13 protein-coding genes and 2 tRNA genes are annotated in these 14,738 nt (G+C 67.4%); 6 read left to right on the top strand and 9 right to left on the bottom strand.

Translation table 11 applies throughout. The features are described from left to right. Positions 1-2: 2 nt before the first annotated feature. Positions 3-1,553, bottom strand: a complete 1,551-nt coding sequence (locus tag SLQ33_RS22845) for a carboxyl transferase domain-containing protein (RefSeq protein ID WP_319456153.1) — start codon at positions 1,551-1,553, stop codon at positions 3-5. A 100-nt stretch (positions 1,554-1,653) separates the two neighbouring features. On the opposite strand from SLQ33_RS22845, the gene SLQ33_RS22840 reads away from it, so the two are divergent. Continuing rightward, positions 1,654-2,256 carry a TetR/AcrR family transcriptional regulator gene (locus SLQ33_RS22840; protein WP_319456152.1) on the top strand — a complete coding sequence of 201 codons (603 nt, stop codon included), beginning with the start codon at positions 1,654-1,656 and terminating at the stop codon, positions 2,254-2,256. On the opposite strand, the gene SLQ33_RS22835 is transcribed toward SLQ33_RS22840, so the two are convergent. Both SLQ33_RS22835 and SLQ33_RS22830 read right to left on the bottom strand, forming a co-directional pair. Next, positions 2,253-2,408 carry a DUF6131 family protein gene (locus tag SLQ33_RS22835; RefSeq protein WP_319456151.1) on the bottom strand — a complete coding sequence of 52 codons (156 nt, stop codon included), beginning with the start codon at positions 2,406-2,408 and terminating at the stop codon, positions 2,253-2,255. The genes SLQ33_RS22840 and SLQ33_RS22835 overlap by 4 nt on opposite strands. Positions 2,409-2,435: 27 nt before the next feature. Continuing rightward, positions 2,436-2,654: a hypothetical protein gene (locus SLQ33_RS22830; RefSeq protein WP_319456150.1), complete on the bottom strand. Its 219-nt coding sequence runs from the start codon at positions 2,652-2,654 to the stop codon at positions 2,436-2,438. Between the two features lie 154 nt (positions 2,655-2,808). Between SLQ33_RS22830 and SLQ33_RS22825 the strand changes: the two genes are divergently transcribed. Continuing rightward, positions 2,809-3,588, top strand: a complete 780-nt coding sequence (locus tag SLQ33_RS22825) for an MmpS family transport accessory protein (RefSeq protein WP_319456149.1) — start codon at positions 2,809-2,811, stop codon at positions 3,586-3,588. On the opposite strand, the gene SLQ33_RS22820 is transcribed toward SLQ33_RS22825, so the two are convergent. Continuing rightward, positions 3,585-4,904 (bottom strand): MFS transporter, encoded by a 1,320-nt coding sequence (locus SLQ33_RS22820; protein WP_319456148.1) that lies wholly within the window; start codon positions 4,902-4,904, stop codon positions 3,585-3,587. The genes SLQ33_RS22825 and SLQ33_RS22820 overlap by 4 nt on opposite strands. A gap of 32 nt (positions 4,905-4,936) precedes the next feature. Between SLQ33_RS22820 and cmrA the strand changes: the two genes are divergently transcribed. After that, positions 4,937-5,743 carry a mycolate reductase gene (gene cmrA, locus SLQ33_RS22815; RefSeq protein ID WP_319456147.1) on the top strand — a complete coding sequence of 269 codons (807 nt, stop codon included), beginning with the start codon at positions 4,937-4,939 and terminating at the stop codon, positions 5,741-5,743. Positions 5,744-5,833: 90 nt separating this feature from the next. Here cmrA and SLQ33_RS22810 read toward each other — a convergent pair whose 3' ends face one another. Further along, entirely contained in the window at positions 5,834-7,405 is a 1,572-nt protein-coding gene (locus SLQ33_RS22810) for a helicase HerA-like domain-containing protein (RefSeq protein ID WP_319456146.1), read from the bottom strand. 82 nt (positions 7,406-7,487) lie between these two features. Here SLQ33_RS22810 and orn point away from each other — a divergent pair, with 82 nt between their 5' ends. Both orn and SLQ33_RS22800 read left to right on the top strand, forming a co-directional pair. Beyond that, complete coding sequence (orn, locus tag SLQ33_RS22805; RefSeq protein WP_319456145.1) at positions 7,488-8,135, top strand: oligoribonuclease; 648 nt, start codon at positions 7,488-7,490, stop codon at positions 8,133-8,135. 35 nt (positions 8,136-8,170) lie between these two features. Further along, positions 8,171-8,246, top strand: a tRNA-His gene (locus SLQ33_RS22800). A 69-nt stretch (positions 8,247-8,315) separates the two neighbouring features. On the opposite strand, the gene SLQ33_RS22795 is transcribed toward SLQ33_RS22800, so the two are convergent. Further along, positions 8,316-9,539 carry a L,D-transpeptidase gene (locus SLQ33_RS22795; RefSeq protein WP_319456144.1) on the bottom strand — a complete coding sequence of 408 codons (1,224 nt, stop codon included), beginning with the start codon at positions 9,537-9,539 and terminating at the stop codon, positions 8,316-8,318. A 159-nt stretch (positions 9,540-9,698) separates the two neighbouring features. Here SLQ33_RS22795 and SLQ33_RS22790 point away from each other — a divergent pair. Beyond that, positions 9,699-9,771, top strand: a tRNA-Lys gene (locus tag SLQ33_RS22790). A 132-nt stretch (positions 9,772-9,903) separates the two neighbouring features. Here the strand turns inward: SLQ33_RS22790 and SLQ33_RS22785 are convergent. The 3 genes from SLQ33_RS22785 to SLQ33_RS22775 form a co-directional block, all read right to left on the bottom strand. Further along, positions 9,904-11,928, bottom strand: a complete 2,025-nt coding sequence (locus SLQ33_RS22785) for a hypothetical protein (RefSeq protein WP_319456143.1) — start codon at positions 11,926-11,928, stop codon at positions 9,904-9,906. Positions 11,929-12,416: 488 nt separating this feature from the next. Continuing rightward, a complete protein-coding gene (locus tag SLQ33_RS22780) occupies positions 12,417-12,611 on the bottom strand; it encodes a hypothetical protein (protein WP_319456142.1) in 195 nt (64 codons plus the stop codon). Positions 12,612-12,697: 86 nt separating this feature from the next. Continuing rightward, positions 12,698-14,509, bottom strand: a complete 1,812-nt coding sequence (locus SLQ33_RS22775; protein WP_319456141.1) for a cellulase family glycosylhydrolase — start codon at positions 14,507-14,509, stop codon at positions 12,698-12,700. Between the last annotated feature and the right edge of the window lie 229 nt (positions 14,510-14,738).

Raw genomic sequence — 14,738 nt, 5'->3', positions numbered from 1 at the left:
CATCACATCCTGAAAACGCCGTAGGACACCGGCTCCAGCGGAGCCTGCGCGACGACGGAAAGCGCAAGACCCACAATGGTTCTGGTGTCGGCTGGATCAATGACTCCGTCATCCCACAGCCGCGCCGTGGAGTAGTACGGATTGCCCTGATGCTCGTACTGGTCGCGGATCGGGGCCTTGAACGCCTCTTCTTCCTCGGCCGTCATGTCGCCGCGGACGGTGGCGAGCACCGACGCGGCCTGCTCGCCGCCCATCACCGAGATGCGCGCGTTGGGCCACATCCACAGGAAGCGCGGCGAATAGGCGCGTCCGCACATGGAGTAGTTGCCCGCGCCGTACGAGCCGCCGATGACGACGGTCAGCTTGGGCACGCGCGCACAGGCGACGGCGGTCACCATCTTCGCGCCGTGTTTGGCGATGCCACCCGCCTCGTAGTCGCGGCCGACCATGAACCCGGCGATGTTCTGCAGGAACAGCAGCGGCGTGGATCGCTTGTCGCACAATTCGATGAAATGCGCACCCTTGAGGGCGGATTCGCCGAACAGCACGCCGTTGTTGGCGACGATGCCGACTGGGTGGCCGTGGATGCGCGCGAAGCCGGTGACCAACGTCGACCCGTATTCGGCCTTGAACTCGGCGAAGTCACCGCCGTCGACGATGCGGGTGATGACTTCGTGGACGTCGTAGGGCACCCGCGGATCGGTCGGGACGACGTCGTATAGCTCGGTCTGGTCGGCGATCGGCTCGACGGTCGGCGCCACGTCCCATGGGGTGGGGGTGCGCGGCCCGAGGGTCGCGACGATGCGACGCACGATGCGCAGCGCGTCGCGATCGTCGTGCGCGAGGTGGTCGGTCACCCCGGAGACCTTGGAGTGCAGGTCGCCACCGCCGAGGTCCTCGGCACTGACTACCTCGCCCGTCGCGGCCTTCACCAGCGGCGGACCGCCGAGGAAGATGGTGCCCTGGTTGCGCACGATGACGGCCTCGTCGCTCATCGCGGGCACGTAGGCGCCACCCGCGGTGCAGGAGCCGAGCACTGCCGCGATCTGCGGGATGCCTTGCGCGCTGAGGTTGGCCTGGTTGAAGAAGATCCGGCCGAAGTGCTCGCGGTCGGGGAACACCTCGTCCTGGCGCGGCAGGAACGCGCCGCCGGAGTCGACGAGGTAGACGCACGGCAGCCGGTTCTGGCCCGCAATCTCTTGTGCGCGAAGGTGTTTCTTCACCGTGATCGGGTAGTACGTGCCGCCCTTGACCGTCGCGTCGTTGGCCACGATCATGCACTCGCGACCCGACACCCGCCCGATGCCTGCGATCATGCCCGCGCCGGGGCATTCGTCGTCGTACATGCCGTCGGCGGCCAGCGGCGCCAGTTCCAGCAAGGGGCTGCCCGGATCGAGCAGGCCGTCGACCCGGTCCCGGGGCAGCAGCTTGCCGCGGCTGACGTGACGTTCCCTGGCCCGCTCCGGTCCACCCAGTGCGGCGGCCGAAAGCTTGGCGCGCAGCTGCGTCACCAGCTCCAAGTGTTGTTCGCGATGCGATACCCGCGTAGTCAAGCGCTGAACCCGTTCAGTTGAGTTAATGATGACTAACTGATGGTATGTTAGTCACGATTAACCGAACTGTCCACACCCGATCGGAGGCGAGCCAATGCCCATGTCGCAGCCCTCCGAGACGCGCCGAAGCAAGGCCAAGTCCGACCGTCGCTCCCAACTCATCGCCGCAGCCGAACGGCTGGTGGCCGAGCGGGGCTTCCTCGCCGTGCGCCTCGAGGACATCGGTGCCGCGGCGGGCGTCAGCGGACCAGCGATCTACCGCCACTTCCCCAACAAGGAGGCACTGCTCGTCGAGCTCCTGGTCGGGATCAGCACCAGGCTGCTCGCCGGAGCCACCGACGTCGTCGCACGGACGTCGTCCCCCACCGCGGCGCTCGACGGGCTCATCGACTTCCACCTCGACTTCGCGTTCGGCGAGTCCGACCTGATTCGCATCCAGGACCGCGACCTCGGCCATCTGCCGGCCGCGGCGAAACGACAAGTGCGCAAGGCGCAACGGCAGTACGTGGAGATCTGGGTCGAGGTGCAGCGCCAGCTCGACGGCGCACTCGACGAGGCCGACGCCCGACTGATGGCTCACGCGGTGTTCGGACTACTCAACTCCACGCCTCACAGCATCAAGCCGGGCATCGTCTCGGACTCGTCCCGCGCGGTGCTACGGGCGATGACGCTCGCGGCGTTGAACTCCGCGCGTCGAGGTTAGTACCAGGCCTTCCTGCCGCCAACCGCATGTCCGGCCCTACCGAGCAGCCAGAACACCGCCCCGACGACCAGCGCGACAACGCCGACGTAGGTCAGGATCGGAACCCCGAAGACCAGGCCCAGAATGACCAGAATCACTCCGATGACAATCATGGCAACCTTCTCTCGTTGACGCCCGTACTACTGAACGGGTTGTGGCAGGTCGGCAGGCGAGCAGTCCGCCACCTTTGGATTCACGCTGGTGTAGTTCAACGGACCCGCAATGACCGTTAGCGCGATCGTCGCCGCGGTGCCGCAGCTGTTCACCGCCGTATTGAAGTAGTCGCGCTGGTATGCGGCCACCACACCTATCACTAGCCAGACGAGCACGATGACCCCGATGATTCCGCCACCTCGCATGATCAATGCTCCTTGTTTTTTCGTCAGGAAGACGTGGGGGTATTTACCCAGCGGGTAATTCCGGTAAACGTGGAGGAGCGAATCGCGTCGGCGCCGCGATCTTGATCGAAAGCCCCGGCCCGACGCGCAGGTACCCTGCAACCATGAGGTGGAGATGACCGATTCACCACACCGCCCGGGGTCCGGGTGGGGTGAGCCTGATCCATCCAGCTACCCCGGCTACACCGACCCCGCGTATGCGAATCAGGCGCCCTACGGAACCTCGTACCAACCGCCGGGTGCGCCCGCCCCGACGCGGCAGTTCCCGGCGTACGACTCCGCCTACGACCCCTACGCCACCGGCACGTACGGCCCGCCGTACCCGCCAGGCGGCGCACCTCCGCAGCCACCCAACGGCGGCCCGTCGCGACTGTGGCTGTGGGTGCTGGCGGCGGTCTCGGTGCTCGTCGTGCTGGGTCTGGTCATCGCGTTGGTGATCATCAACAGCAGCGACCAGCAGACGGTCGTCGCACCGCCGCCGTCGCTGGAGCCCACGTTCACCACCCCGGCCAACCCGCCGACCACCACGCGGCGGCCGACACCGACGCCGACGCTTCCGCCGCTGCCCTTCCCGATCCCCGGCCAGACCACGACACCAGGCGTGCCCGACCGGCCGACCGTGCCCGGGCAGACCGAGACCGTGTCCTACGACGTCGAAGGAACCGGCCGGGCGATCAGCATCACCTACGTCGACACGGGCGGCGTGCTGCAGATGGAGTTCAACGTCATGCTGCCGTGGCACAAGGAAGTCGAGTTGGCCAAGCCCGCAGACACTTCGGCGAGCGTCAACGTGATCAACTTCGGCCGCGAACTCACGTGCTCGATCACCGTCGCGGGCGCCGTCGTGGAACACCGCACGGGATCCGGGCTGACGATCTGCGGGGCCCCGGGTTAGACCGGCTGTCGACGCGGCGTCCGCACCGCGAGCATGGCGATCAGGCCGAGCACCAGTACCGCAACGATGCCGCCCATCCCGGCTCGGTCGGCCCCGAACACCGCGATGAACGTCGCGAACAGCCACGGTGCCAGGAACGACGCCGCCCGGCCGGTCGTCGTGTACAGCCCGAACGTCACGCCCTCCTTCCCGTCGGTGGCCATGCGCAGCATCTGCGTGCGCGCCGATGACTGGGTGGGCCCGACGAACAGACAGAGCAGCAGCCCGCAGATCCAGAACGCGGTGGTCCCGTCGAGCGCGACGAGGACGAGGGCCACGGTGATCATCGCGATCAACGAGCCGACGATGACGGGTTTGGAGCCGACGCGGTCGTCGACGAGGCCGCCGAGCACCGCCCCGGCCGCGGCCACCACGCAGGCGCACACGCCGAACAGCAGCACGTCGGCTTGCGACACTCCGTACACGGTGACGCCGAGCACGGCCCCGAACGTGAAGACACCCGTCAGCCCGTCACGGAAGATCGCACTCGCGACCAGGTAGTAGACGATGTTGTGGTCTCGGCGCCACTGGTCCGAGAGCTCCGCCCACAGCTTGCGGTAGGCGCCGAGGAAGCCGACCCGAGGTCCGACGTCCACCGGCGACTCCGTGCCACGGGTGAGCAGCAGCGGCAGCGCGAAGAGGATGAACCAGGCGGCGGTGACCAGCATCGCCGCACGCACGTTCCACCCGTCGGCGGCACTGATTCCGAGCAGTCCGCGGGTGTCGCCGGTGCCGGTGCTCAAGCCGAGGTAGACCATCAGCAGGAGCAGCACGCTGCCGAAATAGCCTGCCGCGGAGCCGAATCCCGAGATCCGACCCGACGTCTCCGGCGTCGACAGGTCCCGGAGCATGGCGTTGTACGGCACCGTCGCGAGGTCGCTACAGGCAGCGGTGCAGGCGAGCAGCACCAAACCGGGCCAGAGGTACCCGGGCTCGTCGCGGATGAGGCTCATCGACGCGGTGAGCACGACCACCACCCCGGTCAACGCGGCCAGCACCGGGCGTCTTCGGTGGGCGGCGTCGACCCAGATCCCCGTCGCGGGGGCGAGCACGGCGACCACCAGGCCCGCCACCGTCAGCGCGCGACCCAGCGCGGCAGCGGGCGTCGTCGGGCCCGGCAATCCGGCACCGACCTGTCCGGTGAGGTACACCGAGAAGACGAAGGTGACGACGATGGCGTTCACGCCCGTCGCGCCGCAGTCCCACAGCGCCCAGGCGACGACCCGCGATCGCCGGGCCCGCGCGTCGACGACCCGCGATGGCCCGGGGCTGGTCATGAACGCACTCTATTGTCCTTACGATTGGCGCCATGCCCGTACCCGCTCCCAGCCCCGACGCGCGCGCCGTCGTCACCGGCGCCTCGCAGAACATCGGCGAGGCGTTGGCCACCGAACTGGCCGCGCGCGGACACCATCTGATCGTCACGGCCCGCCGCGAGGAGGTGCTCACCGAGCTCGCCGCGAGGCTGACGGACCGCTTCGGCGTAACCGTCGAGGTCCGCGCGGCCGATCTGGCCGACCCCGAGTCGCGCGGAAAGCTGTGCGAGGAGCTCGCCTCCCGCAACGTGTCGATTCTCTGCGCCAACGCAGGCACCGCGACGTTCGGAGCGGTGGCCAGCCTCGACGCACAGGGCGAGAAGGACCAGGTTCAGCTGAACGTGCTTGGCGTGCACGACCTCGTGTTGGCCGTGCTTCCGGGAATGGTGCAGCGCCGGGCCGGCGGCATCCTGATCTCCGGCTCCGCGGCCGGCAACTCGCCGATCCCCAACAACGCCACCTACGCGGCGAGCAAGGCGTTCGCCAACACGTTCAGCGAGTCGCTGCGCGGCGAGGTGAAGAGCCTCGGCATTCACGTGACCGTGCTGGCGCCCGGGCCGGTGCGCACTGAACTGCCGAACCCCGACGAGCAGTCGCTCGTCGAGAGGCTGATCCCCGACTTCCTGTGGATCTCCACCGAGCACACCGCGAAGGTTTCGCTGGATGGCTTGGAGCGCAACAAGATGCGCGTCGTGCCCGGCGTGACGTCCAAGGCGATGTCGGTGGCCAGTGGCTACGCGCCGCGGTCGATCGTCACGCCGATCGTCGGCGCCGTCTACAAGAAGCTCGGCGGCGACTAGCGCCCGCTCGCTCTTGCGCCGAGACTGCTCAGAAATCACTGAAACCGCCGAAATAGCGATCTGGCCGCAGTTTCGGCGCGTGGTGAAACGTCAGCGGCGGCGAGCGGTTCCGAAGATGCTGCGGGTGATCTCACGCCCTGCGACGGTGGCCGCCGAACGCAGGAAGCTCTTGAACGCCGAACTCTTCAACGCCTCGGACACGATGCCTTCGTCGACCGCACCCTTGCTCTTTCCCGTGCCAGCCGTGGTGGCCGCGCCCTGCTGCGCGACCGGCGGGGGCAGCGTGGCGGTCGGGTCGGGCGCGGCGACCTTCGCGTTGAGCCGCTCGTAGGCCGAGTCGCGGTCGATGGTTTGGCCGTACTCGGCCTGCAATGGGCTCGCCTTGGCGGCGGCCGAGATCGCTTCTGGCCCAATGGTGTCCATCAACGAACGGGGAGCCCGCATCCGGGTCCACGCCACCGGCGTCGGCGCGCCCTTCTCCGAGAGCACCGTCACGATGGCCTCGCCGATGCCCAACGACGTCAGGGCCTTCTCGAGGTCGTAGACGTCGGTGTTCGGGTACGTGCGCACCGTCTTGTTCAGCGCCTTCTGATCGTCGGGCGTGAACGCGCGCAACGCATGCTGGATGCGCGCACCCAGTTGCGACAGCACGTTGTTGGGCACGTCGGTGGGCAGCTGCGTGCAGAAGAACACGCCGACGCCCTTGGAGCGGATCAGCTTGACGGTCTGCTCGACCTGCTCGAGGAACGCCTTCGACGCGTCGGTGAACAGCAGGTGGGCCTCGTCGAAGAAGAAGACCAGCTTGGGCTTGTCGACGTCGCCGACCTCGGGCAGCGTCGTGAACAGATCGGCCAGCACCCACATCAGGAACGTCGAGAACATCACCGGCCGGGCAGCCTGCGCCCCGAGTTCCAGCAGGGTGATGACGCCGCGGCCCTGGGCGTCGAGGCGCATCAGGTCCTTCGGTTCGAGTTCGGGTTCGCCGAAGAACGTGTCGGCGCCCTCGGCCTCGAGGTTGACCAATGCGCGCAGAATCACGCCTGCCGTCGTCGGCGACACCGCGCCCAGATTCTTCAGTTCCGGCTTGCCCTCGTCACTGGTCAGGTACTGAATGACGGCACGCAGGTCCTTGAGGTCGAGCAGCAACAGGCCTTTCTGGTCGGCCCAGTGGAAGATCAGACCCAGCGTCGACTCTTGAGTTGCGTTGAGCCCCAACACCTTCGACAGCAGGATGGGCCCGAAGCTGGTGATGGTCGCACGCACCGGCACGCCGATGCCTTCGGTTCCGAGCGAGAGGAACTCGACGGGGAACGCCGTCGGTGTCCACTGATCGCCGGTGTCGGCGGCCCGCTGCGTGGTCTTGTCATTGGGGACGCCCGGGCGAGAGAGCCCAGACAGGTCGCCCTTGACGTCGGCCATCAGCACGGGCACCCCGGCCGCGGACAGCTGCTCGGCAATCACCTGCAGCGACTTCGTCTTGCCCGTGCCGGTGGCGCCCGCGACGAGTCCATGCCGGTTCACGGTGGCCAAGGGGATGCGAACCTGTGCGGTCGGGTCGACGACGCCGTCGACGACGACGGTTCCGAGCTCCAATGCCTGGCCTTCGACGGCATAACCAGCGGCGATCTGTTGCGCGGGGGTGGCTGTCGGTTCTGCGGTCATGAGCCAGACATTACTGGGCGTTTCACGCTCCCGGTGGGAGTGGGCGGTCGGTTGTCCGGCCCTGGGAATACTGTTGAGCGCTGTGCGTGACGAACTTGTATGGATCGACTGCGAGATGACCGGACTCAACCTGCAGTCCGACCGGCTGATCGAGATCGCGGCGCTGGTCACCGATGCCGATTTGAACGTCCTCGGCGACGGGATGGACGTGGTCATCCACGCCGACGACGCCGCGCTCGACGGGATGGTCGACGTGGTCGCGAAGATGCACAGCAGGTCCGGCCTCACCGAGGAGGTCCGGGCGTCGAGCATCGACCTGGCGGCGGCCGAGGCGCTCGTCCTCGACTACATCCGCAGCCACGTCAAGGTGGCCAACACCGCGCCGCTGTGCGGCAACTCGATCGCGACCGACCGCGGGTTCATCGCGCGAGACATGCCGACGCTCGACAGCTATCTGCACTACCGCATGATCGACGTGAGCTCGATCAAGGAACTGTGCAGACGGTGGTACCCCCGCATCTACTTCGGGCAGCCGGACAAGGGGCTCGCCCACCGGGCGCTGGCGGACATCCACGAGTCGATCCGGGAGCTGATGTACTACCGGCGCACGGCATTCGTGGCGCCGCCAGGTCCCGCGACCAGCGACATCGCGGCCGTGGCCGCCGAACTCGGCCCGCCGGGCGACGACCATGAGGTAAAGGATTCGGCCGCCGAGCGCTCGAGCGGCTAGTATCTACAACGCTGCCGAGCCGTTGGGCAGCAATGGTGGCTGTAGTTCAGTTGGTAGAGCACCAGGTTGTGATCCTGGCTGTCGCGGGTTCGAGTCCCGTCAGCCACCCCAACTGAAAGTAACGCCCCGCCTGCAGTTTGCAGGTGGGGCGTTACTGATTTTCAGACGTAGGGCCGGCGCTCAGACGTTGGCGTTGCCGACCTTCCACTGATCCCACGGGACGTTCCAGTCGCCGAGCCCGTCGGTGCCCGGCAGGACCGACCCGACCGTGTTGACCACCTCGACGATGTCGCCGCGCTTGGTGTTCTCGTAGAACCACTGCGCATTGCTGGTGCTGACGTTGAGGCATCCGTGACTGACGTTGCTGTAGCCCTGGCTGCCCACCGACCACGGCGCACCGTGGACGTAGATGCCGCTGTAGGACATCTGCGTCGCCCAGTCCACCTCGGTGCGGTAACCGTTCGGCGAGTTCGACGGCACGCCGTACGTCGACGAGTCCATCACCAGATGGCTGAAGCGGTCGCCGACGATGTACGCGCCGTTGTTTGTGGGCGTGCTGCTCTTGCCCATCGAGATCGGCATGGTCTTGACGACCTCGCCGTTGCGCCGGATGGTCAGGATCTTGGTGTTGTCGTCGGCGATCGCGATGATCTCATCACCGATGGTGAAGTGCGTGGTGACGTTCTCCTGGCCGAACAGCCCGTCGCCGAGGTCGACGCCGTAGGTGTTCACCGCCACGTCGACGTTGGTGCCTGGCTTCCAGTAAGCCTGTGGGCGCCAACGCACTTCGCGGTTGTTGAGCCAATAGAACGCGCCCTCGACCGGCGGGTTGGTGGTGACGGTGATGGCCTTCTCGGCGGCCAAGCGGTTCGAGATGTCCTCGTCGAACCGGACCGCGACCGGTTGGCCGACACCGACGACCTCTCCGTCGCCCGGCAGCAGGTAGGGCATCGTCAGGTTCTCGGGCGAATGAGTCTCGAACGTCATCGAGCGGCTGGTCACCCCGGCGAGGCCGAGCGACTGCGCATTCAGCGTGTACTTCTCGTTGTAGCCGAGTGGCTCGGTGGTGGCCCAGCGCAGCCCGTCCTTGCTGAGCTGCCCCGCGATCGTCGAGCCCTCTTCGTTGGTCATGGTGACCGCGCCGAGCACGCCGTCCTCGGCGGTGACGGTGACGGGTGCGTCGACCGTCACGCCGACGGCGCCATCGGTGACCGAGGCCGTCAGCTTCGGGACGAGCAGGTCACCGAACGGGGTGCCCTTGTCGGTGATGGTCTGCGGCTGCGGCGGCGGGGCCGGCGTGCTGTTGCACGCGCTGAGCCCGAACACGATGGCCGGCAACACGACGACGGCCGTCAGCCAGGTTCGCTTCCGACGCGGACGGGCCACCGGCTGGACCTGCCACATGGTTGTTCCACCTCTCAAAGAGAGCTCACCGAGACTTTGGGGTACTTGCCGGTAAGTCTAAGGGCAACCTGGGAGTACAGCAGAACCGTTATCGTGACCGCGGTCGCCGCGAGGAATGAATTTCACCCCGCGCCCGAGTGCTGTTATCGTCTCTCACGCGCGCCGTTAGCTCAGTTGGTAGAGCAGCTGACTCTTAATCAGCGGGTCCGGGGTTCGAAACCCTGACGGCGCACTCATCGAAAACCCTGCTCAGGCAGGGTTTTTGCATTTCCAGGGCGATGACTCATCGACATGAGCAATCGGCCCCCCTTCGACTGAAGGGGGGCCGATGCTCGGGCCAGCACTGGCCCTTGTTGGCTGTCGGCTAGTTGTGCGCGCCGTCAGAGCCGTTGTTGCCAGCGTTGCCGGAAGCCCCTTGGCTGCCGGAGCTACCGTTGCTGCCACCACTACCGCCGGTTCCGCCGGTGCCGCCGGTTCCGCTTGAGCCGGTTGCACCCTGCGAGCCGGTGTTGCCGCTCGCGCCAGCGCTGCCGGTCGCACCGGTCGAACCGGTGGCGCCGGTCGCGCCGGTCGCACCGGTGGACCCGTGCGTGCCGCTGGCGCCATTGCCGCCCAGCAGGCCACCCGAGCCGGCCGAGCCGGCGTTGCCACCGGCTGCACCGGAGCCACCCGCACCGCCGGCACCGCCCGCACCGCCGTCGCCGGCTGCACCACCGGCTCCGGCCTGGCCCGGATTGCCACCCGTGCCACCTTGTCCACCCGCACCGGCACCACCAGCTGCTCCGGCGGCGCCTTGGGCACCGCCAGCGCCACCGGCGCCGCCCGCCCCAGCTGCTCCGCCGGGACCACCTTGGCCCGGCGTCTCGTTGTTGGTGTCGGCATGGGCGTTGCCACCGTTGCCGCCATCACCACCGTTGCCGCCGGTGGCACCGTTGCCACCATTACCGCCGTTGCCGCCGTTGCCGCCGTTGCCGCCGGTTCCGCCCGTGCCACCGGTTCCGCCGGTGCCACCGTCACCGGAATTACCGCCCGTGCCACCGGTTCCGCCGGTTCCGCCAGCGCCACCAGCGCCACCAGCGCCACCCGTGCCGCCGTCGCCACCGCTGCCTGCAGCACCACCGGTGCCGAGCAGCAAGCCGCCGCCGCCACCGTTACCGCCTACGCCGCCAGGTCCGGCAGGACCGCCGGCCGAGCCGGCCTGGCCGGCCTGGCCCTGTTGGCCCTGCTGACCCGCGACGCCATTACCGCCGGTGGCCCCGGTGCCGCCCGTGCCGCCCGTGCCGCCGTCGCCACCGGCCGTTCCCGCTTGGCCGGTGCCGCCGTTCTGCCCGGAGGCGCCCTGTGAACCCGCACCGCCCGCTCCGCCGTTACCGCCGATCGCGGGTGCGGTTCCGTTCGCGTCGTTCGCTGTGCTGGCGTTGCCGCCGGGGCCACCATTGCCGCCGTTCGCGCCGGTTCCGCTGCCTGGCGAACCGCTACCGCCTGGACCGCCTTGGGCCGTACCGATCAACACGGACTCGTCGGTGCCGGGTGCCCCATTGGCTCCCGGTGTGCCCGAGTTGACGCCGTTCGCGCCGTTGGCTCCGTTGGCGCCATTCGTGCCGTTCGCTCCGTTCGCGCCGGGGTTGCCAGTGGTTCCGGTGGCGCCGGTGCCGCCGTTCGCGCCGGTGCCGCCGGTGTTGCCAGCAGCGCCAGCCGCGCCGTTCGTCCCGGTCGCGCCCGTCGCACCGGCACCGCCGTTGCCACCGGCACCGCCATTGCTCAGCACGAGGCCCGCGTTGCCGCCGTCACCGCCGTGCGCTCCGGTGCCGCCGGCACCGCCAGCGCCGCCCGTGGTGCCGATGCCGAGGATCCCGGCCTGTCCGCCGTCACCGCCGTGCGCCGCATTACCGGCGCCGCCAGCGCCGCCGTTGCCAATCAGCAGGGCACCGCTGCCACCGGTACCACCGGCCACCCCAGGCGCATTGCCTGCGCCACCGGCGCCGCCGTTGCCCAGCACGAGGCCGCCGGTCCCGCCGGCACCGCCACCGCCACCGTTGCCGCCGCTGCCCAGCAACAGACCACCCTGGCCGCCAGACGCACCGTTGGCGGTGGTGGATCCACCGTTTCCGACGAGCAGGCCCGCGCTACCGCCGTTGCCGGTGGTGGACGAGGCGCCATCGCTCACGACAATCTTGACGACGGAGCCGACAACCGAGCCAAGGAAGTCGAAAAGGCCGGTCAGCTGGACGTCCTCGTTCGCGGACTCGGTGGTCGGTACCGCCGTCAGCGCTGCGGTGATCCCAGCGGCGCCACCCGTCGCCAGTACGCCGGCGCTGAGCGCGGCAGTGACGAACTTGGTCGTCGCAATCTTCTTCTGCTTCTGCTTCACGTGCCGTCCAGATGCCATCGCCATTGATTCCTCTCATTGCGGGTATCGCCGCCTCACGCCGAGACAACGGAACCGATGATAGGCAAACAGCAACTGTTTCCACATGGGTTTAAATCAAGATGGCAAACATACTTTTTTACGGATTCGCGTCCGTTCCGCACACTGTCAGTATTTGCGAAGGCACAAGCATGGAATCGGCGCACTGACTCGACCATCACGTTCTCACCTGTTCAACTGCCGTTTACCATACGTCAGGCCGAGCTACGGGCTACGACACGGCCTTCTCGACGCCTGTGAACGGTATCCGCGCCGCCTCGCGTCAACTCGTCGTCATATCGTGCATAGCTAATTGACGATTGTGGCTATAGCTACTTTACATTTCAACGGTTACGTCATATCAAGGTCGCATCAAATGGGTTGCCTGAGTTCGCCACCCGTTGCGTTGCGCTGCTCATCTCCCGACCGAAGTCCCTCGCGTCGAGATGGTGCCCAGGAATCCGGGCAGTTCAGACGTGTACGTCCTCTGGTTGGACGTGAAACGACTCGTACTGCTCCGAATCGTCGACGAAGCGGAGCACATACCCGCTCTCGGAGGCGATGGAGCAACCAGGGTCGAAGTCGAAGGCGATCTGGTGCAGGCCGATCGAGACGCGTTCGAGCGTCAACCCAGCGAACTTCGAGAGGTCGATGCCAACGGTCACGCCATGCACGTGTGCATGCCTAACGCGAGTGCGAGGACGAGTCAACTGGCCTTACAGGTGCCCAGCTGAGCCAAGAACCTTGTCATTCATTCGTTTCGCGCATCCGTCGCCGAACCCTCCCCGCCAGTGGCTGCGGGCTTGCCTTGTGGCGCGGATCCGGACTCGTCCTGGTCTGTGGCCTGCCGCGGCTTGGTGGCCGTCTTTGCCGGCTCGCCGACTGTGGCGTTCGGCGTCGCAGGGGTCGCTTCGTCGGCTGGCTTCGATGGGGCCGTTGGCTCGGCCTTCGAACTGGGCTCGGTGGTCGTCGCGGGCTCTGCAGCCTCCTTGGGGGTCTGCGCCTCATCGCCGACCGTCAACGGTTCGGCCGGTTGCTCCTGGTGTCCAGCCTTGCCGATCGACGACGCGTCACCCGTCATTTCGGCTGCGACCGCATCGTCACCTGCGACGGGCTCCGCCGCGGCTGAGACTCGTTGGGCGGCAGGTGCGATCGAGTCGTCCGACGGCTGCGCTGCGCGGCGTGCGACCGGTGCCGAGTCCACCGACAAGCTGGCGACGGCCATGCCGGGTGGCGACCCAGGATCGGTGATCGCCGTGATGAATCGGTCCACGACGTCGCGAACGAGGTCTGCCCCGGCCGTGACGAGGTCGACGGTGAGGTCGACCACTCCCCTGATCACCGCCGCCGTCGCCTTGACGAGGAATTCCACCGTCTCCACGACGGCCTTCACGATGGCCTTGCCCACATCGACGCCGAACTGAATGACTTCCCCTGTGATGCGGGCCAATTCACGTGCCAGCGCCGCGATGGCCGCGAGGACGGGACGATCCGGATCGGGGTCGGGGTTGGGGGGCTCTACGCCAAGGAATCGGGCGATGACCCTGGCCGCCTCCTTCAGTTGGCCGTCGTCGAAGAAGATGCCGAAGGTGTCCCCGTCGGCCGTGCTGGACGAATCGATGTCGCGTGTCGTGTAGATGAAGATCGGGCCCGTGCCATCCACCGTCTGCCAGGAGTTCAGGAAATCCTCGATGAAGTCGGCCTGGTCCTGCTCGGAGACCGCGGACGTGGGCAGCCCGTACTCACTGGCCCAGACCTTGAGTTCGCCGTCCCCGTTGAGGACCATCAACTGCCTGATCTGATTGAGCTGTCGTAGCGGGGACTCCAGCACGGACTGCCCATCGGAGAACTTCAACGTGTACTGGTACGGGTGAAACGACAGCGCGTCGAAGAATCCATGTGCGCCCGCGGCGTACATTCCCGCAACGAAGTCGACGGGATTCATGGTGACGTTGCCCGCAGTGATGACGGACCCGACGACTCCGGCGACGACGATCGCCGACGGGTCGGCGGCCTTGATCGCGGGATAGGCCGCCGTCAGCAGATCGGTGTATCCGGCGGGATCGACGGGGTCGAGGAAGATTCTGGCGTTGGGCTCATTCCAGATCTCGTAGGCCGCGATCCTGCCCTCGTAGCGGTCGGCCACCGCACCCGCGAACTTCGCATAGGCCTCCGGCGAGTCGGGCTGTCCACTGAGGTAGGGCCTGCCAGCCCACCACGGGGTCGCACTGAGCACGGCGAGCACGCCCATGTTGCGGGCCTGCGCGGCCTCGACCGCCCAATCCACCGTCGTCCAGTCGTACGCGTTGGGGCCCCACAGTTGCACCCCCGCCCAGGGGATCTGGATCCGTACGTTTTGTACGCCCAGTGACTGCAGGGCGTCCAGCGTCTGCTCGATCTGGGCTTGTGAGTAGAAGTACATCGCCGAGTCGGCAACGCCGATAGTGGTCGGCGTCTGGCTGATCGCGGCAGCGGGTTGCACTCCGATGGCGGTGGATCTTGGTGCCGCGGTCACGAGTTGCGTGGTGCCCGCGCAAACCAACGCGATCGCCACGAGGGCCACGCCCATTCGAATGGCAAGTCGCCGCACTCGTATGCCCCGGCGTTGCTCCATGGCGCACCCCCGCGAACAACGCTACGACCCGACATTCGCGCCCGTCACCCAATCAGCGAAATCACGATCGCCAAATTGCGGCCTGGCCTGGTCGTTCGTACGCGGCCGGACGGCGCTCGACGGGGTCGCCGCTAACACCCTCTGGTCGTCTCCACCCAACGGATGCGCCCAGAACGAC

This window comes from Mycobacterium sp. RTGN6 (assembly GCF_033804605.1).
In the GTDB taxonomy this organism is placed as follows: Bacteria; Actinomycetota; Actinomycetes; order Mycobacteriales; family Mycobacteriaceae; genus Mycobacterium.
Note: the sequence above shows the minus strand (reverse complement) of the source record. Positions and strands in the feature narration are given on the sequence as shown.

What these genes read in the sequence shown, in the direction of transcription:
- SLQ33_RS22835 (WP_319456151.1), bottom strand. Translation starts at nt 2,408, where the DNA reads ATGATTGTCATCGGAGTGATTCTGGTCATTCTGGGCCTGGTCTTCGGG.
- SLQ33_RS22810 (WP_319456146.1), bottom strand. Translation starts at nt 7,405, where the DNA reads ATGACCGCAGAACCGACAGCCACCCCCGCGCAACAGATCGCCGCTGGT.
- SLQ33_RS22820 (WP_319456148.1), bottom strand. Translation starts at nt 4,904, where the DNA reads ATGACCAGCCCCGGGCCATCGCGGGTCGTCGACGCGCGGGCCCGGCGA.
- SLQ33_RS22840 (WP_319456152.1), top strand. Translation starts at nt 1,654, where the DNA reads ATGTCGCAGCCCTCCGAGACGCGCCGAAGCAAGGCCAAGTCCGACCGT.
- SLQ33_RS22830 (WP_319456150.1), bottom strand. Translation starts at nt 2,654, where the DNA reads ATGCGAGGTGGCGGAATCATCGGGGTCATCGTGCTCGTCTGGCTAGTG.
- SLQ33_RS22825 (WP_319456149.1), top strand. Translation starts at nt 2,809, where the DNA reads ATGACCGATTCACCACACCGCCCGGGGTCCGGGTGGGGTGAGCCTGAT.
- SLQ33_RS22795 (WP_319456144.1), bottom strand. Translation starts at nt 9,539, where the DNA reads ATGTGGCAGGTCCAGCCGGTGGCCCGTCCGCGTCGGAAGCGAACCTGG.
- SLQ33_RS22785 (WP_319456143.1), bottom strand. Translation starts at nt 11,928, where the DNA reads ATGGCATCTGGACGGCACGTGAAGCAGAAGCAGAAGAAGATTGCGACG.
- cmrA (WP_319456147.1), top strand. Translation starts at nt 4,937, where the DNA reads ATGCCCGTACCCGCTCCCAGCCCCGACGCGCGCGCCGTCGTCACCGGC.